A 16,262-nucleotide genomic window follows, 5' to 3' on the forward strand; every position below is an offset into this window, starting at 1 on the left:
CCTAATCCGCTGCCAACTGACAGATCCGCCGCGTCACCCGCCACGAGGCCGCGAAGGCCGACACCGGCAAGAACTCGAACCGCGAGTGGAAGTTGTGGGCGCCGGTGAAGTAGTTCGGCGTCGGCAGGCCGCGGGCCGAGAGGGCCGCGCCGTCGGTGCCCCCGCGCATCGGGATCTGCTTCGGCGTGATGCCCTCAGCCTTCAGCGCGGCGAACAGGAGATCGACCGGCCGGCGGTCGTCGCCGAGGCTGTCGTGGATGTTGCCGTAGGTGTCGGTGATCCGGCACTCGACCCGGCCGGTCGGGTAGAGGGCGGCGATCTCCTCCGTCGCCGCGTGCAGGCGCGCCTTGCGGGCGGCGAAGCGGTCACGATCGAAGTCGCGGACCATCGCCTGCAGGCGGGCCTCGCCGGAATGGGCCTGGAGGCCGTTGAACCAGATGTAGCCCTCGCGCCCGTCCGTGTTCTCCGGCGTCTCGGCCCGGTCGAACCGGCTGATGAAGTCGTGCGCCATCAGGATCGGGTTCACCATCACGCCCTTGGCCGACATCGGATGGGCGCTCACGCCCGTGAACACGATCTCGGCGCCGGCCGCGTTGAAGGTCTCGATCACCACCTCGCCCAGCGCGCAGGCATCGATCGTGTAGGCGAAGTCACACGCGAAGCGCGCGAGGTCGAGCGCCTTGGCGCCGCGCAGGCCGATCTCCTCGTCGGGCACGAAGGCGACCCAGATGTCGCCGTGCGGATCCTCCGGCGTCAGGGTCGCGAGCAGGGTCATCAGCACGGCGATCGCCGCCTTGTTGTCGGCCCCGAGCACGCTGGTCCCGTCGCCGACGATCACCTCCTCGCCGGCGTAAGGGGCGATCTCCGGATGCTCGGCGACCCGCAGCCAGATGTCCTGGTCGCGATTGAGGCAGAGATCCTGGCCGTCGAAGCGCAGCACCTGCGGGTGGATCTCGGCCGAAAGCCCGACATCGACGGTGTCGAGATGGGCGATGAAGCCGATCGGCGGGGCGCCGGGCCGGGTGCCGGCCTTGCGCGCCGTCAGGATCGCGCGCTCGTCGAGCACCACGTCGGACAGGCCGAGGTCGCGAAGCTCTCCGGCCAGCAATTCGGCGAGGGCGCGCTGGCCCGGCGTGCTCGGCAGGGTGGTGGCCCGGGCGTCGCTCTGGCTCGCCACCGCGAGGTAGCGGACGAAGCGCTCGACCAACTGGGCCCGGAGGCCGGTCTCGTCCACCATGTCGTCGGATCCCCTCATCAGCTCAGCGCCACGGAGAAGCCCCGCTGCACCGCGGGCCGTGCCATCAGCGCATCGTACCAGCGCTTCACGTTCGGGTAATCGGCGAGGTCGACCCGGTGCCGGGCGTGGCGCCAGGCCCAGGCCAGGATGGCGAAATCCGCGATCGAGAGGTCGCCGGCGACGAAGTCCCCCTCGGCCAGGCGCCTGTCGAGCACGCCGTAGAGCCGGCGCGTCTCCTTCTGGTAGCGCTCGAGCCCGTAGGCGCGGTCCGTCTCGTCGACCGTCAGGAAGTGGTGGACCTGGCCCGGCATCGGCCCGAAGCCGCCCATCTGCCACATCAGCCACTCCATCGCCTGGACCCGGCCGCGCCCGCTCGCCGGCAGGAAGCGCCCGGTCTTCTCGGCGAGGTAGACCAGGATCGCACCGGATTCGAACACCGAGATCGGCGCCCCGTCGGGACCTTCCGAATCGACGATCGCCGGAATGCGGTTGTTCGGGCTGATGGCGAGGAAGTCCGGCTCGAACTGCCGCCCCTTGGTGATGTCCACCGGCTCGACCCGGTAGGTCAGCCCCATCTCCTCCAGCGCGACGCTGATCTTGCGGCCGTTCGGCGTGTCCCAGGCAAAGAGCTGGATCATCCTGCGCTTCTCCGATGCGGGCGGGAAAGTAGAGCGGTTCGGGTGCGGAGTCGCGCCGGTTCTGCGGGGAACGGGTCACGGCTGGTCCGCTCCCAGGACATGCGGGGCTGGTCGGCAAGGAGGGGCGCGGAACCTCTCCTCTCCCCGCGGGCGGGGAGGGGCCTGAGCTCCGATCGGGGCTCAGGAAGCCCGCAGGGCGAGGGTGAGGGGGTGTTTCCGGAGAAGCCTCACGCGTCGAGACCCCCTCACCCTCGCACCGGCTTCGACTGCGCTCACTTCGTCCCCGACAAGGGGGGTGAAGTCCTCTCCCCGCCCGCGGGGAGAGGGGGAGCCCGCGCCTCGTCTTCGTCGGACGGCCCCGAACCTCCGAACGGCCAGCGCAGCCGCGCCACGTACGGGTACAGGGCCGGCAGCACCACCAGCGTCAGCAGCGTCGCCGTGACGAGCCCGCCGATGACCACGGTGGCGAGCGGGCGCTGCACCTCGGCGCCGGCGCTGGTCGAGAGCGCCATCGGCAGGAAGCCGAGCGTCGCCACGAGGGCCGTCGTCATGACCGGGCGCAGGCGGCGCTCCGCCGCCTCGGTCGCGGCCTCGCGCGGGGAGAGGCCGGCGCGTTCGAGGTCGCGCAGGGTGCTCATCAGCACCACGCCGTTCAGCACCGCGATGCCGAAGGTGGCGATGAAGCCGATCGCCGCCGAGACCGAGAACGGCAGGCCGCGGGCATAGAGCGCCAGGATGCCCCCGGTCGCCGCCACCGGCACGTTGAGGAAGATCAGGCCCGCCACCCGGATGTCGGAGAACAGCACCACCAGCAGCACCAGGATCGCCGCGAGCGCCGCCGGCACCACCACGGCGAGCCGGGCGGTCGCCTCCTGCAGGTTCTGGAACTGGCCGCTCCAGACCAGCGAGTAGCGCGGCGGCAGGCTCACCTGCGCCTTCACGGCTCCTTGCGCGTCAATGACGAAGCTCTGCACGTCGCGTCCGCGCACGTTGGCCTGGACCGAGATGCGGCGCTGCAGCCGCTCGCGGCTGATCTGGGCCGGGCCGGTCGCGACCTCGACCGAGGCGACGAGGGAGAGCGGCACGGTGGTCTTGCCCCGCCCCACCGGCAGGGCGCGCACCCGCTCGAGATCGGCGCGGTCGGGACCGGAGAGCCGCACCACGATGTCGGTGATGGCGTTGTCGTCGCGGTAGACCGAGCCCGAAGGCCGGCCGCCGATCGCCTCGACGACGTCGAGGACGTCGCTGGCGCTGACCCCGTAGCGGGAGGCCGCCGCCCGGTCGACCCGGATCGACAGGGCCGGCATGCCGGCCTGGGCCTCGGCCTTCACGTCGCTCGCGCCCGGCACGCCGGAGACCGCCCGCACGATGGCATCGGCCTTGTCCTTCAGGACGGCGAGGTCGTCGCCGTAGAGGCTGATCGCCACGTCGCCGCGCACGCCTTCCAGCAGGTCGTCCATGCGCATCTGGATCGGCTGCGAGAACGCGTAGGCGACGCCCGGCACCTCCTGGCGCAGGCGCTCGCCGAACGCCGCGACGAGGCCGTCCTGCGTCTGGGCGGTGGTCCAGGTCTTGGGCTCGGCGAGCGTGACGAAGCTGTCGGTCGATTCGACGCCCATCGGGTCGGTCGGGATCTCGGCGCTGCCGGTGAGCGAGACCACCCGCTTGACCTCCGGGAACGACTTCAGCACCGCCTCGATCCGCCGCATCGTCTTGAGCGAGGCGTCGAGGTTGATGCCCGGCAGCTTCTCCGATGTGACGACGACCGAGCCCTCGGAGAGCTTCGGCAGGAACTCGCCGCCGAGCCGGGTGGCGAGGACACAGCTGCCGGCAAACAGCGCCAGCGTGACGAGGACCGTGGTCCCGGCCCGCCGCTCGGCGACGAGCAGGACGGGCGTGTAGACGCGCCGCATCCCGTGGACGAGGCGGGTCTCGCGCTCGCCGATCCCGCGCCCCGACAGGACCAGGGCGGCGAGCGCCGGCATCAGGGTCAGGGTGAGGAGGAGCGAGCCGGCCAGCGCCAGGATCACGGTGAGCGCCATCGGCCGGAACATCTTGCCGGCCACGCCCTCCAGCGCCAGCACCGGCAGGTAGACCAGGATGATGATCGCCACCGCGACCATCACGGGCTTCGCCACATCCGCCGCGGCGTCGCGGATGACGGCGTGGGCCGGGCGCTCCGGGTGCTCGCCGCGGGCGCGCAGGATGGTCTCGATCATCACCACCGCGCCGTCGACGATGAGGCCGAAATCGATGGCCCCTAAGCTCATCAGGTTGCCCGACAGGCCGAGAACCCGCATGCCCGCGAAGGCGAGCAGCATCGAGAGCGGGATCGCGGCCGCCACCACCAGCCCGGCCCGCAGGTTGCCCAGCAGCAGGAGCAGCACCACGATCACCAGCACCGCCCCCTCGACGAGGTTGTGCGCCACGGTACGGATCGTGCGCTCGACCAGTGCGGAGCGGTCGTAATAGGGCACGATCGCGATGCCGGGGGGCAGGAGCGGGCGCAGCTCCTCGATCGTCGCCTTCACCCGCTCGACGACGGCGCTGGCATTCTCGCCCTGCTGCATCATGGCGATGCCGACCACCGTCTCGCCGGCGGCGTCGCGGCTCACCGCCCCGAGGCGGACCTTCGGCGCCTCCACCACCTCGCCGAGGCTCGCGACCGTCACCGGCACGCCGCCGGGATTGGTCGCCACCACGATCCGGGCGATGTCCTCCGGGCCCGTCGCCAGCCCGAGGCCGCGGATCACCTCCTGCTGGTCGTTGTGCTCGAGATACGCGCCGCCCCGGGCGAGGTTGTTCTCGGACAGCGCCGTGTAGACCTGGCCGAGCGTCACCCCATAGCGCTGCAGGCTCTCGGCCGAGACCCGGACCTCGTAGGTCGGCAGCTGGCCGCCATAGATGTTCACGTCGGCGATGCCGGGGGTGAGCTTGAGCCGCGGCGCGATCGTCCATTGCAGGAGGCGCTTGAGCTCCATCGGCGAGGTGGCCGGCCCGCGCAGCTCGAACTGGTAGATCTCGCCGAGGCCCGTCGCCATCGGCCCCATCTGCGGGTCGCCGATGCCGGCGGGCATCATCGCCTTGGCCTGGGGCAGGCGCTGGAACACCTGGGCCCTTGCCTCGGTGACCGGCATCGCCTCGTCGAAGGTGACGTAGACCGCCGAGACGCCGAAGCGCGAGGTCGAGCGGATGCCGGCGAGTCCCGGCGCACCCGCCATCGCGCTCTCCACGGGGAAGCTCACCAGGCGCTCGACCTCGAGCGGCCCGAGCCCGGGCGAGAGCGTCAGGATCATCACCTGCTTGGGCGAGATGTCCGGCACCGCGTCGATCGACAGGCCGCGCAGGTTGACGAGGCCGCCGGCGGCCGCCGCCAGCGCCACCGCCAGCACGAGCCAGCGGCGGCGGATCAGGAGGGCGAACCAGGCCGTCATGACACCCTCAATCCGTCGCGCCGAGGAGGCTGCGCAGCAGGATCGCCTTGAGGCCGAAGCTGCCTTGCGTCGCCACCGTCTCGCCGGGCGCAACCCCCTCCGTCACCTCGACCCAGTCGGCCCGCTGCACCCCGAGGGTGAGGATCCGCTTCTCGAACCGGTCGTCGGCCGTGCGCACGAAGGCCACCGGTCCGTCCTCGGTCTGCTGCACGGCGCTAGCCGGGAGCGTCGTGCCCTCGCGCCCGAGATCGGCGGAGATCTCCACAGAGACGAACATGTTGGCGCGCAAGGAGCCCTTCGGGTTGGCGACCTCGATGCGGGCCGGAGCGGTGTTGGTGGCGGGATCGATCGCGGCGTTGACCGAGCGGACCCGGCCCTCGAAGGTGGGGTGGTCGGGCACCGGCGCCCGGATGGTGGCGGCATCGCCCGCCTTCACCGCCGCGATGTCGCGGCCATAGAGGTTCGCCAGCACCTGGATCCGGGACGGATCGGCCACCGTGAAGGCATCGCGACTGGTATCGACCACCTCGCCGAGGGTGATTCCGCTCGCCGTCACCACGCCGTCGATCGGCGACACGATGGCGCTGGTCCCGGCCGGCGCCCCGGGCTCGGGGGCGAGGCGGGCGTACTGTGCCGCGTAGAGGTCGACCCTGGCCGTCGCCGCCAGCGTCGCGGCATGCGCCTTGGCGAGATCGACCTGGCGGCGATCGACCTCGGCCTGGGCCACGCCCATCACCTTCAAGAGATCCTGGCCGCGCTTCAGGTTGAGCTCGGCGACCCGCTCGGTGGCCTGCGCCTCGGCGAGGGAGGCTTGCGCTTCCGCCAGGCCGTTGCGCGCATCGAGAAGTCCTGCGGCATCGAGGGTGGCGAGGGTCTGGCCGGCCCGCACGGGATCGCCCGGCTGCACCGCGAGGGTGAGCACGCGGCCCGCGGTGCGGGGCTTCAGGTGGGTGACGCGGCGCTCGTCGAAGGCGATCGTGCCCGGCGCCCGCACCGGCAGGACGATCCGGCGGGTCTCGGCCGCGCCGAAGGCGAGGCCGATGCGCGTCTGGCCGGCGGCGTCGAGCGTGACGAGGTTCGGATCGGCCGGGGCCGGGCTCTCGTCCGCCGGGGCGGGTGCCGGCGCGGCCAGGCCGAGCCTGGCGAGGACGGGCGCGATGGCTGTCTCGGCGGCGTCGCGGTAGAACCAGCCGCCACCGGCCAGCGCCAGCACCGCGGCCAGAAGGACGAGGCCGCGCCACGGCGGCGGCCCGCCCGGGCGCGACGGCCGCACGGGCGGAGCCCCGTCCACCCGTTGCCCAAGGCACGGCTCGCTTTTCTCGGCAACGCGCGCGACGGTCTCGACGGCCAGGAGCACGACCTCTTTCACCCTGCCAGATTGGAGTCGTTCCAACACCTATGCGCGGGTCGGGGCACCGCCATTAAATTCGCGTTCATCCTGCTGTTTCCGCAGGGACGGGGAGCGCGATCCGGGCCAAAAGCCCGTTCGTCAGGCAGAGGGAGAGACGTGGCGAAGCTGCTGCTGATCGAGGACGACGCCGCAACGGCGGAGGAGATCCTGGGTGACCTCAGCGGGCGCGGACACGCGGTCGCCTGGGCGGCGACCGGGCCGGAAGGGGCGGAACGGGCGCGGGGGGAGGCCTGGGACGCGATCGTCCTCGACCGGATGCTGCCGGGGCTGGACGGCCTGACGCTGCTGCAATCCTTGCGCGGCGCCGGGGACCGCACGCCGGCCCTGGTGCTCTCGGCCCTCGCCGACGTCGACGAGCGCATCCGCGGGTTGCGGGCGGGAGGCGACGACTACCTCGCCAAGCCGTTCGTGCTGGCCGAGCTCGCCGCGCGGATCGAGGCGCTGCTGCGCCGCCCGGCCGATACCCGCGAGACGATCCTGCGCGTCGGCAGCCTGGAGATCGATCTGATCGCCGGAACCGGCCGGCGCGGCAGCCGCGACCTCGACCTGCTGCCGCGGGAACTCACCCTGCTCGAATACCTGATGCGCCGCCCCGGCCAGGTGGTCACCCGGGCGCTGCTGTTCGAGGAGGTGTGGAACTACCGCTTCACCCCGAGATCGAACCTCATCGACGTGCATCTCGGCCGCTTGCGCCGCAAGCTCGAGGCGGCCGGCGAGCCGCCGGTGATCCACAGCGTGCGCGGCGTCGGCTTCACGCTGATCCCCGATGACTGACCTGCCCGATGACCGGTCTGCCCGATGACTGACCTTCTCCGCTCCACCACCTTCCGCTGGGCGCTCGGCATCGCCCTGTGGTCGGCGCTGCTGGCGCTGGCGATGTTCGGCTTCGTCTACTGGCAGACGGCGGCGTTCCTGCGGGAGGAGTTGGCCGAGACGCTGCGGCTCGAGGTGCGGGCCGCCGCCGAGGACCCGGCCGGTACGGCAGGCCGGGTCGAGACCTGGATCGCCATGGACCGTCACGCCACCCATTACGGCGGGGTGTACGGCCCGGGCGGGGTGCGGCGGGCCGGCAACCTCGTCGCCCTGCCGTCGGGCCTCGCCCGCGACGGCGACGCGACCCGGGTCGGCGCGACGATCGAGACGACGGACGGGCCGATCGCCGACGAGATCTGGGCCACCGCCCTGGCGCTGCCCGACGGCGGCACGGTGGTGATCGGCCACGACACCGACGAGACCGACCGGGTACGGGCGACGATCCTGCGGGCGACGGGCCTCGGACTGGTGCCGGCCCTCGCGCTGTCGGGCCTCGGCGGCCTCGTGCTGGCGAGCCGCGCGAGACGGCGCCTCGCCGCCACCGAGGCGGCGCTGGCCGAGCTGCGGCGCGGCGACCTGCGCCGGCGCCTGCCGGTCGGGACGAGGGACGACGAGTTCGACCGTCTCGCCCGCGACGTCAACCGGATGCTCGACGAGATCGAGCGCCTGATGGAGGAGGTCCGCAGCGTCGGCGACGCGGTGGCGCACGACCTGCGCACGCCGCTGACCCGGCTGAGGGCGCGCCTGGAGCGCAGCCGCGATCAGGCCGAGAGCGTCGAGGAGTTCCGCGAGGCGATCGATCAGGGCCTCGCCTGGATCGACCAGACCCTCGCGATGGTCACCGCCGTGCTGCGCATCGGCGAGATCGAGCACGGGCGCCGCTCCGCCGGCTTCGCACCCTTCGACCTCGCCACCGTGGTCCGCGAGGCGGCGGAGCTGTTCGAGCCGCTGGCCGAGGATGGCGGCATCTCGCTCGCGGTCGCGATCGCCGGCGAGCCTCCACCGGTGCGGGGCGACCGCGACCTCGTGTTCGAGGCGCTGGCAAACCTGATCGACAACGCGGTGAAGTTCACGCCCTCCGGCGGGACGGTGCGGGTCGGCCTCGCGGAGACCGGACGCGGCGCGCTCGTCACCGTCGAGGATACCGGACCGGGCATCCCGGCGTCCGAGCGCGAACGGGTCTTCCGCCGCTTCTACCGTGCCGAGCGCGCCCGCAGGACCCCGGGCCACGGGCTCGGCCTCGGTCTGGTCGCGGCGATCGCCGGGCTGCACGGTTTCCCGGTCGAGGTGGGAGAGGCGCAGGGCGGCGGCGCCCGCTTCGCGATGCTGTGCCCGCGGGAGACGATGACGCGGGTGGGCCGGGTGTCCGCCTGAGCAGATGTCGCAAAAGTGGTTGCCGGTTTCGCGACAGAGAACTGCGGCACGACGAGAACCTGAGCGGACGAAGCGTTGGCCTGCCAACGCACGTCTGCTTGGACGGCAGCGGCCGTCCGGAGCGCCGCGCGTCGCATCCCGGCATCGGTGAGGCGCGCAGCGTCGCCGCCCGCCTCACGCGACGCATCGATCAATACCCGATGGCGCCGCGCTTGAAGCCGAAGCCCGGGACCTCGCAGCCGCAGGACGAGTTGAGCGGGGCCGGACGGGTCGGGCAGTTGCCGCGGGCGGTGACGCAGATCCGGCCGAAGCGGCCGCCGCCATACTCGCCGCGATAGCGCGGCCGGTCATACTCGTCGCGGCGGTAGCGCGGGCGGTCGTAATCGTAGCGCTCCTCGTAGCGGCGGCGCGGCCGGTCGTCGTCGTAGCCGCCATAGCCGTACTGCGCGAAGGCGGGCGCGACGCCGAGGCCGAGGGTCAGGGCGGCCAGGGCGGCGGTCATCACGGTTCTCACGGGGTCTCTCCTCACGATGCGGACGTTTGTGTCGGACCTTTTCCCACCGGTCACGCTAGGCGCTCCGACATGAACGCCGGCTGAGGCGATTCGGTGCCGTTGCGACAGGAGGCTTTGCGCGACATCGCCTGTCCCCCGCCATCGGCCGGCCGACGGTTGTCGTCGGCGGGGGGCGTTGCCACTTACGCCCAGTATCACTCCTTCAGCGCGGGCTGGCCGCTCGGCGGACCGGCCCCAAGTACAGGGACGCCGACAGTGAAGGACGCGGAGATGGAGCTCCTGAAGCTCGCTGCCCTCGACGCCGACGATCTCGCGGTCATCTCGACCCACCTTCAGGATGCGGTCCTGCGGACCGGAGACCTCGCCTACCTGCCCCGCGAGCGCCGCTTCGCCCTGGTGGCGCGGCGCTTCGACTGGGAATGCCCCGACGGGGCCCCGCCGCGGCGGCGGCTCACCGGCCTGCACTTCGACCGGGTGCTCGCCGTGCGCTGCCGCAACATTTCCCGCGACGAGCCAGACAGCCCGCTCGAACTCCTCGCCATCACCTTCGAGCCCGGCGAGGCGCCGTCCGGCACCGCGACCCTGGTCTTCTCCGGCGGCGGCGCCATCCGGCTCGAGCTGGAATGCATCGAGGCGGCGATGAAGGATCTGGGTCCGGTCTGGCAGGCCGAGAGCAAGCCGGTCCATGCCTCCCTCGACATGCCCCTCGACGCGGCCTGAATTTTTTGGCAGTCGGCGGGTCCCATCGCGATCCTTTGCTCCCGCCGACAACGAGACCGGACCCCGCATGCAGCGCCTCGATTCCCGCGATCCCGATTTCGAGGCGCAGTTCGCCCGCCTGCTCTCGGTCAAGCGTGAGGTGGCGGAGGATGTCGACGCGGCGGTGCGCGACATCATCCGGGACGTGGTCGATCGTGGCGACGCGGCGCTGATCGACTACACGACGCGGTTCGACCGGCTCGACCTCACGCCCGACACCATCCGGTTCTCGCCTGAGGAGATCGATGCCGCGACGGCGGCCTGCTCAGGCGACGCCCTCGACGCCCTGGCTCTGGCCAAGGACCGGATCGAGACCTACCATCGCGCCCAGGTGCCGGCGGACCACCGCGAGACCGACGCGCTCGGCGTCACCCTCGGCTGGCGCTGGACCGCGCTCGAATCGGTCGGCCTCTACGTGCCGGGCGGTACCGCGAGCTATCCCTCCTCGGTGCTGATGAACGCGGTGCCGGCCAAGGTCGCGGGCGTGCCGCGCCTCGCCATGGTGGTGCCGACGCCGGACGGGGTCACCAACCCGCTGGTGCTCGCCGCGGCGAAGCTCGCTGGCGTCGACGAGGTCTTCCGGGTCGGCGGCGCCCAGGCCGTGGCCGCGCTGGCCTACGGCACGGCCACCATCCGGCCGGTCGCCAAGATCGTCGGCCCGGGCAACGCCTACGTGGCGGCGGCCAAGCGCCGGGTCTTCGGCCAGGTCGGCATCGACATGATCGCCGGCCCCTCCGAGGTGCTGATCCTCGCCGATTCCTCCGCCAACCCGGACTGGGTCGCGGCCGACCTGCTCGCCCAGGCCGAGCACGACAAGGCCGCCCAGGCGATCCTGGTTACCGACAGCGACGCGCTGGCCGAATCCGTGGCGGCGGCGGTCGAGGGTCAGCTCAGGACCCTGCCGCGCACCGAGATCGCGACGGCGAGCTGGCGCGATTACGGCGCCATCGTGCGGGTTGCGCGTCTCGTCGACGCGATCCCGCTGGTCGATCGGCTGGCACCCGAGCATCTCGAGATCGAGTCGGCCGAGGCCGAGGAGCTGGCGGCGCGGGTGCGCAATGCCGGGGCGATCTTCCTCGGCGCCCACACGCCCGAGGCGATCGGCGACTATGTCGGCGGTCCCAACCACGTCCTGCCGACCGCCCGCTCGGCCCGGTTCTCCTCCGGCCTCGGCGTGCTCGACTTCATGAAGCGAACCTCGCTCCTCTCCTGCACGCCCGAGGCCCTGCGGGCGCTCGGTCCCGCGGCCGTCGCGCTCGGCCGCTCGGAGGGGCTGGAGGGGCATGCCCGCTCGGTGGCGATCCGCCTGAACCTTTAAGGGTTGACGGCGACAATCATCCAACGTCCGGCTTGCGCGGGGGGCCGCGCTCGCCTCTGCTTCACGCCCCGCGACACGCGCGTTCACGACCCGCAAGAGGTGACCCGATGGCGAGCGAGGCTCCCGATCCGCGACAGCGCCTGGCGGCGGTGACGCTCGACGAGGATTCGATCGGGCGCGGCAACCCCGACCAGGAGCACGAGCGCGCCATCGCGATCTACGACATCCTGGAGTCGAACAGCTTTTGCGTCGCCAACCACGACGGCGGCCCCTACGCGCTGGCGCTCGGCCTCGTCGAGAACAAGCTGTCCTTCGCGATCTCCTCGGCCGACGGCCAGCCGGTGATGACCCATCTCCTGTCGCTGACGCCGTTCCGTGGCGTGATCCGCGACTACGAGATGATCTGCGACAGCTACTTCAAGGCGATCCGCACCGCCTCGCCGAGCCAGATCGAGGCGATCGACATGGGCCGGCGCGGGGTCCACAACGAGGCCTCGGAGCTGCTGCGCCAGCGCCTGGACGGCAAGGTGGAGATCGACCACGACACCGCCCGCCGTCTGTTCACCCTGATCTTCGCCCTGCACTGGAAGGGCTGAGCCGGTGTCCGGAAGTCCCCTTCCGGACAGTGCCGCTCCCGTCGGGGCCGACCCGTCGAAGCCGGACCCGGCGAAACCCGGACCAGCCAAACCGGGCAAGCGGGTGCAGTCGGTGCTGTTCGTCTGCAACTTCAACGCGGTGCGCTCGGCCTGCGCCGAGGCCCTGGCCCGGCACTATTTCGGCAAGTCGGTCTACGTGCAATCCGCCGGGGTCCGCGGCGGCGAGCCCACCGACCCGTTCATGATCTCAGCCCTCGACGAGATCGGCATCGACGCCTCGCGCCACCGCCCCCGCACCCTGGACGAATTGGAGGAGTGGGAGGGCCTGAACTTCGACCTCATCATCTCGCTCTCGCCGGAAGCCCACCACGCGGCCCTGGAACTGACCCGCACGGTGGCGGCCGACGTCGAGTACTGGCCGACCCCGGACCCGACGGTGTCGCAAGGCTCGCGCGAGCAGCGGCTCGACGCGTATCGCGACGTGCGCGACGGTTTGGGGTTTCGGATCCGGCAGAGGCTGCGCTGACGTAAGGAAATCCGTCCCTCGACCGAGGGCGCTCCCGTCCTCGTGGTGGACTCTCCTGGCGAAAAGCGGAAGGACCGAGCGGGTGGGGCGGACGCCCACGCCTGGCGAGAGGGAGATCGAGCGATGGAGGCACGCAGCCTGCGGATGGCGATCCTCGGCGCGGTAGCCTGGAGCGTGACGAGCGAGGCCGGCGCCCAGGCCAGACTGTGCTGACCCTACTGCCAGAGCTGCGTGGACGCGCTGCGCATTCCCCGCGGCGCGGGCGGCGAGCCGCTGTTCCGCCAGTCGCCGGTGAGCAAGGCGACGTTCCGGGACTGCATCGCCCGCACGCGGCCCCATGGCGGCGTTCTTCACGGCGGCAATGGGAAGAGACCGGGAGCGCAGTGACGGGCGTCCCCGCTGCGCGCTGCCTATCATACCGCCGCGCCTTCGAACGGACTCGTTCGAAGGCGCTGACCAAGCCCGAATGGGCGCCGGCGCTGATGCGCCGGATGCTTTCGCATCGACGTGTCGATGCGAAAGCGCGATGGTATCAGAGCCCCAACACCCGCCCGACCGCCACCACGCCCATCCCCGCCAGCACCGCCGCCAGCTCGAACCGGGTCAGCGCCATGACGCCGGCCGCCGTCACCAGGCCGAGCAGCCCGGGCAGGCCGGCGGAGAGGCCGGTGGGGAGCGCCGTCGCCACCACGATCGAGCCCGGCAGGGCGCGAAGCCCCCGCTCGACCCGCGGGGTGAGGTGCACCCGGCTCATCAGCATCACGCCGGAGGCCCGGCACAGATAGGTGACGAGGGCGAGCGCCAGGATGGCGATCCAGGGGCCGGCGGAACTGCCGAGAACGGCGTCGATCATCGCGCCGCCCCGTCATCGACGAGGAGGCCGGTGACGAGGCCCGCCGCGGCGCCGGCCGCGATGAAGGCGTAGCCCGGCACCAGGCGCTGCACCACCAGCGCCACGAGGCCGGAGGCGAGCCAGGGCAGGGCCGGCCGCACCCCGCGCCAGAGCGGCGCCAGCATGGCGGCGAAGAACACCGGCAGGATCATGTCGAGGGCGTAGGCCCGGGGCTGGGTCACCAGGGCGCCGGCGAGGTGGCCGGCCGCCGTCGAGGCGACCCAGAGCGGCCACAGGCCGATGCCGGAGCCGAACAGCACGCCGAGGTCGCGGCCGCCCTCGGCGCGGTGGCGTACGCCGATGAGCCAGCTCGCATCGACCAGCACGAACAGCGTCATCGCCGTGCGCCAGAGCGGCGTGCCGCGCATCCAGGGCTGGATCGTGGCGCCCATCAGGATCATGCGGGCGTTGATGAGCCCGGTGACCGTCATGGCGGCGAGGAGTGCGCTGAGCGTCCAGGGCTGGCCCCAGACTTCGAGGGTCACCATCTGGGCCGAGCCGGCATAGACGAGGGCGCTGGCGCCCATGGCTTCCGCCAGGCTCACGCCGCGCTGCGCCGCCGCGGCGCCGAAGGCGGCGCCGAACACCGCGATGCTGGGCCAGAGCGGCAGGCTGAGCCGGATGCCCGTGAGGATGCCGGCCCGGGTGAACGGCGCGGCGGACGCGTGGGACATGTTTGCGGACAGCGTGTCGGTGGGGGGAGCCTCGTCTGTTGCGCCGCGGCCCGCCGGGCGTCAATCCGCGGATCTGCCTGCCAGGGTTGCGGAATCTGCGTCCGCACGCGCCGGTGCCAAGGTTGACGAAACTTCACCACGACGCATGACCGAGGCGTTTCCACGTGAAACAGCCGCGCATCGCGCCTCAGTGCGGCAACGGCAGCCCGATGATGACCTCACGCTCGCTGCCGGTCTCGGTGATGGTGGTGACGGCGTGCAGGTCGTAGGCGAGCATCCGCTCCAGCATCTCGCCGCGCAGGGTCCCGCCGCCGGAGCAGCCGGCCACCCCGTCATCGGGCGCGGAGTCGGGTCCGTGATCGTGCCGTCCGGCCGGCGACGGAGCACGGGCCGCTTCGTCGGACAAGGCGCGAGAGGCCGGCGCGTCGCGCCGTGCGCGCTCGCGCCAGGTCAGGACGAGGTGGGTCGGCGTCGTGGTCCAGGTCGCGTCGATCCGGTCGTGGCCGTCGAGCACCGCACCCAGCACCAGTTCGTGCAGCGCGAGCCCGAGCCTCTCGGCCACCTCGACCGGCAGCCGCACCGGCGGGCCGGCGAGCACGCTCGGCTCCGGCAGAGCATGGGCGGACAGCTCGTCCCGGATCAGCACCTCCAGGGCGACGCCGGACAACGGCTCGCGCGAGACCTCGGCCTGGATCCGGGCCATCGCGGCCAGGCGATCGTCGACATGCGCCACCACGTCGTCGGCCGTCACCGCCGTGTCGGCGACGCGGCGCACGATCCCGCGGATCACCGCGAGGTTGTTGCGGCCCTGGCGTTGCAGTTCGTGGATCAACCGCGTCTGCGCCTCGCGCATCAGGTGCAGGGCATGGATGTCGGTCGAGGTGCCGAACCAGGTGGTCGGCCGGCCGCCGTCGTCGCGCCGGGGCGCGGCCCGGGTGAAGAACCAGAGATAAGGGTCCCTCTCCTTCCCCTCCGCCGCGCGGCGATACAGGCGGTGCTCGATCATCAGGTGGCCATAGCGGGATGCCGCCCGCCACGCGTCCCGCGTGCGCTCGCGATCCTCCGGATGCACGGCATCGAGCCAGCCATAGCCGCGGCTGTGGTCGAGGCTCTGCCCGGTGAAGGCCGTCCATTGCGGGCTGGCCCAGATCCAGTCGCCAAGTGGGTTCGCCTGCCAGACGAGATGCGGCATGCTCTCGACCATCCGGCGAAAGTCGGGCTCCTCCCCGGTCTCTGTTCCTGCTGACGCGTCGGCCTCACGACTCATTGGCATCGAGGTGCCGCCCTTCGCGGCCCAGATGAAGGTAGTTCGGGTTGAACTGCACGGCCCGCTGCAGCGCCTCGGGCCGGTGGATGGTGAGTTCGCGACCCCGCAGGGAGATCAGCCCGACGCTGCGCAGCTCCTGCAGCGTGCGGTTGACGTGGACCACCGACAGACCGATCGTGTCGGCGATCTCGGCCTGGGTCAGGGGCAGCTCGCACGTATTGCCCTGGGTGAGCCCGATGGCGCGCAACCGCACGTAGAGTTCGCAGAGCAGGTGACCGAGGCGCTCGAAGGCGGTGCGCTGGCCGATATTCACCGTCCATTCGCGCTGGATCGCCGCCGCCACCAGGGATTCCCAGCACAGGGCCTGCGACAGCCGGGCATGGCCGGCGGTCATCTGGCGCATGGTCTCGGTGGGAATCTCGGCCAGGGTGACCGCGGTGACGGTGCCGATCGAGTGATCCATCTCGCCCAGGACCGACACGTTGTGGTCGCATAGGTCGCCCGGCAGCAGATAGGCGATGATCTGGCGGCGGCCATCCTCCAGCGTCTTGTAGCGGCACGCCCAACCATCGAGGATCAGGTTCACACCCTGCGGAAGATCACCCTCGTGAACGATGTCGTCCCGCGACCGGATGCGGCGTGTACGCTGGCGCGACGCCTGATCGAGCGCGTGCTTGTCATCGGATGACAAGCTCGTGAAGTTCTCGAGCTTGCGAATGAGAAACTCAGCCAAAGCGCCCCACCCTACCGTACAGGGTCTAAATAACATATTTTTGTTCAAATCTTTCTAACAAAAGTTAATATCGAAC

15 protein-coding genes are annotated in these 16,262 nt (G+C 71.5%); 6 read left to right on the forward strand and 9 right to left on the reverse strand.

Going from position 1 to position 16,262, the window contains the following annotated elements; translation table 11 throughout:
* Nucleotide 1: 1 nt before the first annotated feature.
* The 4 genes from pepT to DA075_RS12170 form a co-directional block, all read right to left on the reverse strand.
* On the reverse strand, nucleotides 2–1,237 hold the full coding sequence (pepT, locus tag DA075_RS12155) for a peptidase T (protein ID WP_099953448.1): 1,236 nt from the start codon (nucleotides 1,235–1,237) through the stop codon (nucleotides 2–4).
* A 17-nt stretch (nucleotides 1,238–1,254) separates the two neighbouring features.
* On the reverse strand, nucleotides 1,255–1,875 hold the full coding sequence (locus DA075_RS12160; RefSeq protein ID WP_099953449.1) for a glutathione S-transferase family protein: 621 nt from the start codon (nucleotides 1,873–1,875) through the stop codon (nucleotides 1,255–1,257).
* 272 nt (nucleotides 1,876–2,147) lie between these two features.
* A complete protein-coding gene (locus tag DA075_RS12165) occupies nucleotides 2,148–5,309 on the reverse strand; it encodes an efflux RND transporter permease subunit (protein WP_099953450.1) in 3,162 nt (1,053 codons plus the stop codon).
* A gap of 7 nt (nucleotides 5,310–5,316) precedes the next feature.
* Complete coding sequence (locus tag DA075_RS12170) at nucleotides 5,317–6,582, reverse strand: efflux RND transporter periplasmic adaptor subunit (RefSeq protein ID WP_099956558.1); 1,266 nt, start codon at nucleotides 6,580–6,582, stop codon at nucleotides 5,317–5,319.
* 234 nt (nucleotides 6,583–6,816) lie between these two features.
* Here DA075_RS12170 and DA075_RS12175 point away from each other — a divergent pair, with 234 nt between their 5' ends.
* Nucleotides 6,817–7,494 (forward strand): response regulator transcription factor, encoded by a 678-nt coding sequence (locus DA075_RS12175; protein ID WP_099953451.1) that lies wholly within the window; start codon nucleotides 6,817–6,819, stop codon nucleotides 7,492–7,494.
* Nucleotides 7,495–7,518: 24 nt separating this feature from the next.
* Nucleotides 7,519–8,907 (forward strand): sensor histidine kinase, encoded by a 1,389-nt coding sequence (locus tag DA075_RS12180; protein WP_099953452.1) that lies wholly within the window; start codon nucleotides 7,519–7,521, stop codon nucleotides 8,905–8,907.
* Between the two features lie 190 nt (nucleotides 8,908–9,097).
* Here the strand turns inward: DA075_RS12180 and DA075_RS12185 are convergent, their stop codons facing one another.
* Complete coding sequence (locus tag DA075_RS12185) at nucleotides 9,098–9,421, reverse strand: hypothetical protein (RefSeq protein ID WP_232388472.1); 324 nt, start codon at nucleotides 9,419–9,421, stop codon at nucleotides 9,098–9,100.
* Between the two features lie 270 nt (nucleotides 9,422–9,691).
* Here DA075_RS12185 and DA075_RS12190 point away from each other — a divergent pair, with 270 nt between their 5' ends.
* The 4 genes from DA075_RS12190 (at nucleotide 9,692) to DA075_RS12205 (ending at nucleotide 12,620) form a co-directional block, all read left to right on the forward strand.
* Nucleotides 9,692–10,141 (forward strand): DUF2948 family protein, encoded by a 450-nt coding sequence (locus DA075_RS12190; protein WP_164712308.1) that lies wholly within the window; start codon nucleotides 9,692–9,694, stop codon nucleotides 10,139–10,141.
* 67 nt (nucleotides 10,142–10,208) lie between these two features.
* A complete protein-coding gene (hisD, locus tag DA075_RS12195) occupies nucleotides 10,209–11,498 on the forward strand; it encodes a histidinol dehydrogenase (RefSeq protein WP_099953455.1) in 1,290 nt (429 codons plus the stop codon).
* Between the two features lie 107 nt (nucleotides 11,499–11,605).
* Complete coding sequence (locus tag DA075_RS12200) at nucleotides 11,606–12,094, forward strand: UPF0262 family protein (protein ID WP_099953456.1); 489 nt, start codon at nucleotides 11,606–11,608, stop codon at nucleotides 12,092–12,094.
* A gap of 103 nt (nucleotides 12,095–12,197) precedes the next feature.
* The gene (locus DA075_RS12205) at nucleotides 12,198–12,620 is read left to right on the forward strand and encodes an arsenate-mycothiol transferase ArsC (RefSeq protein ID WP_099953457.1); all 423 of its coding nucleotides are present in this window, start codon (nucleotides 12,198–12,200) and stop codon (nucleotides 12,618–12,620) included.
* A gap of 532 nt (nucleotides 12,621–13,152) precedes the next feature.
* Here the strand turns inward: DA075_RS12205 and DA075_RS12210 are convergent.
* The 4 genes from DA075_RS12210 to DA075_RS12225 form a co-directional block, all read right to left on the reverse strand.
* Nucleotides 13,153–13,473: an AzlD family protein gene (locus tag DA075_RS12210; RefSeq protein WP_099953458.1), complete on the reverse strand. Its 321-nt coding sequence runs from the start codon at nucleotides 13,471–13,473 to the stop codon at nucleotides 13,153–13,155.
* Nucleotides 13,470–14,186, reverse strand: coding sequence for an AzlC family ABC transporter permease (locus DA075_RS12215; RefSeq protein ID WP_099953459.1), 717 nt, complete (start codon nucleotides 14,184–14,186; stop codon nucleotides 13,470–13,472). Before DA075_RS12215 ends, DA075_RS12210 begins: the two co-directional genes overlap by 4 nt.
* 187 nt (nucleotides 14,187–14,373) lie before the next feature.
* Nucleotides 14,374–15,459: a PAS domain-containing protein gene (locus DA075_RS12220; protein ID WP_099953460.1), complete on the reverse strand. Its 1,086-nt coding sequence runs from the start codon at nucleotides 15,457–15,459 to the stop codon at nucleotides 14,374–14,376.
* Complete coding sequence (locus DA075_RS12225; protein ID WP_099953461.1) at nucleotides 15,443–16,186, reverse strand: Crp/Fnr family transcriptional regulator; 744 nt, start codon at nucleotides 16,184–16,186, stop codon at nucleotides 15,443–15,445. The genes DA075_RS12220 and DA075_RS12225 overlap by 17 nt, the downstream gene beginning before the upstream one ends.
* Nucleotides 16,187–16,262: the final 76 nt, after the last annotated feature.

Source organism: Methylobacterium currus, assembly GCF_003058325.1.
GTDB lineage: Bacteria > Pseudomonadota > Alphaproteobacteria > Rhizobiales > Beijerinckiaceae > Methylobacterium > Methylobacterium currus.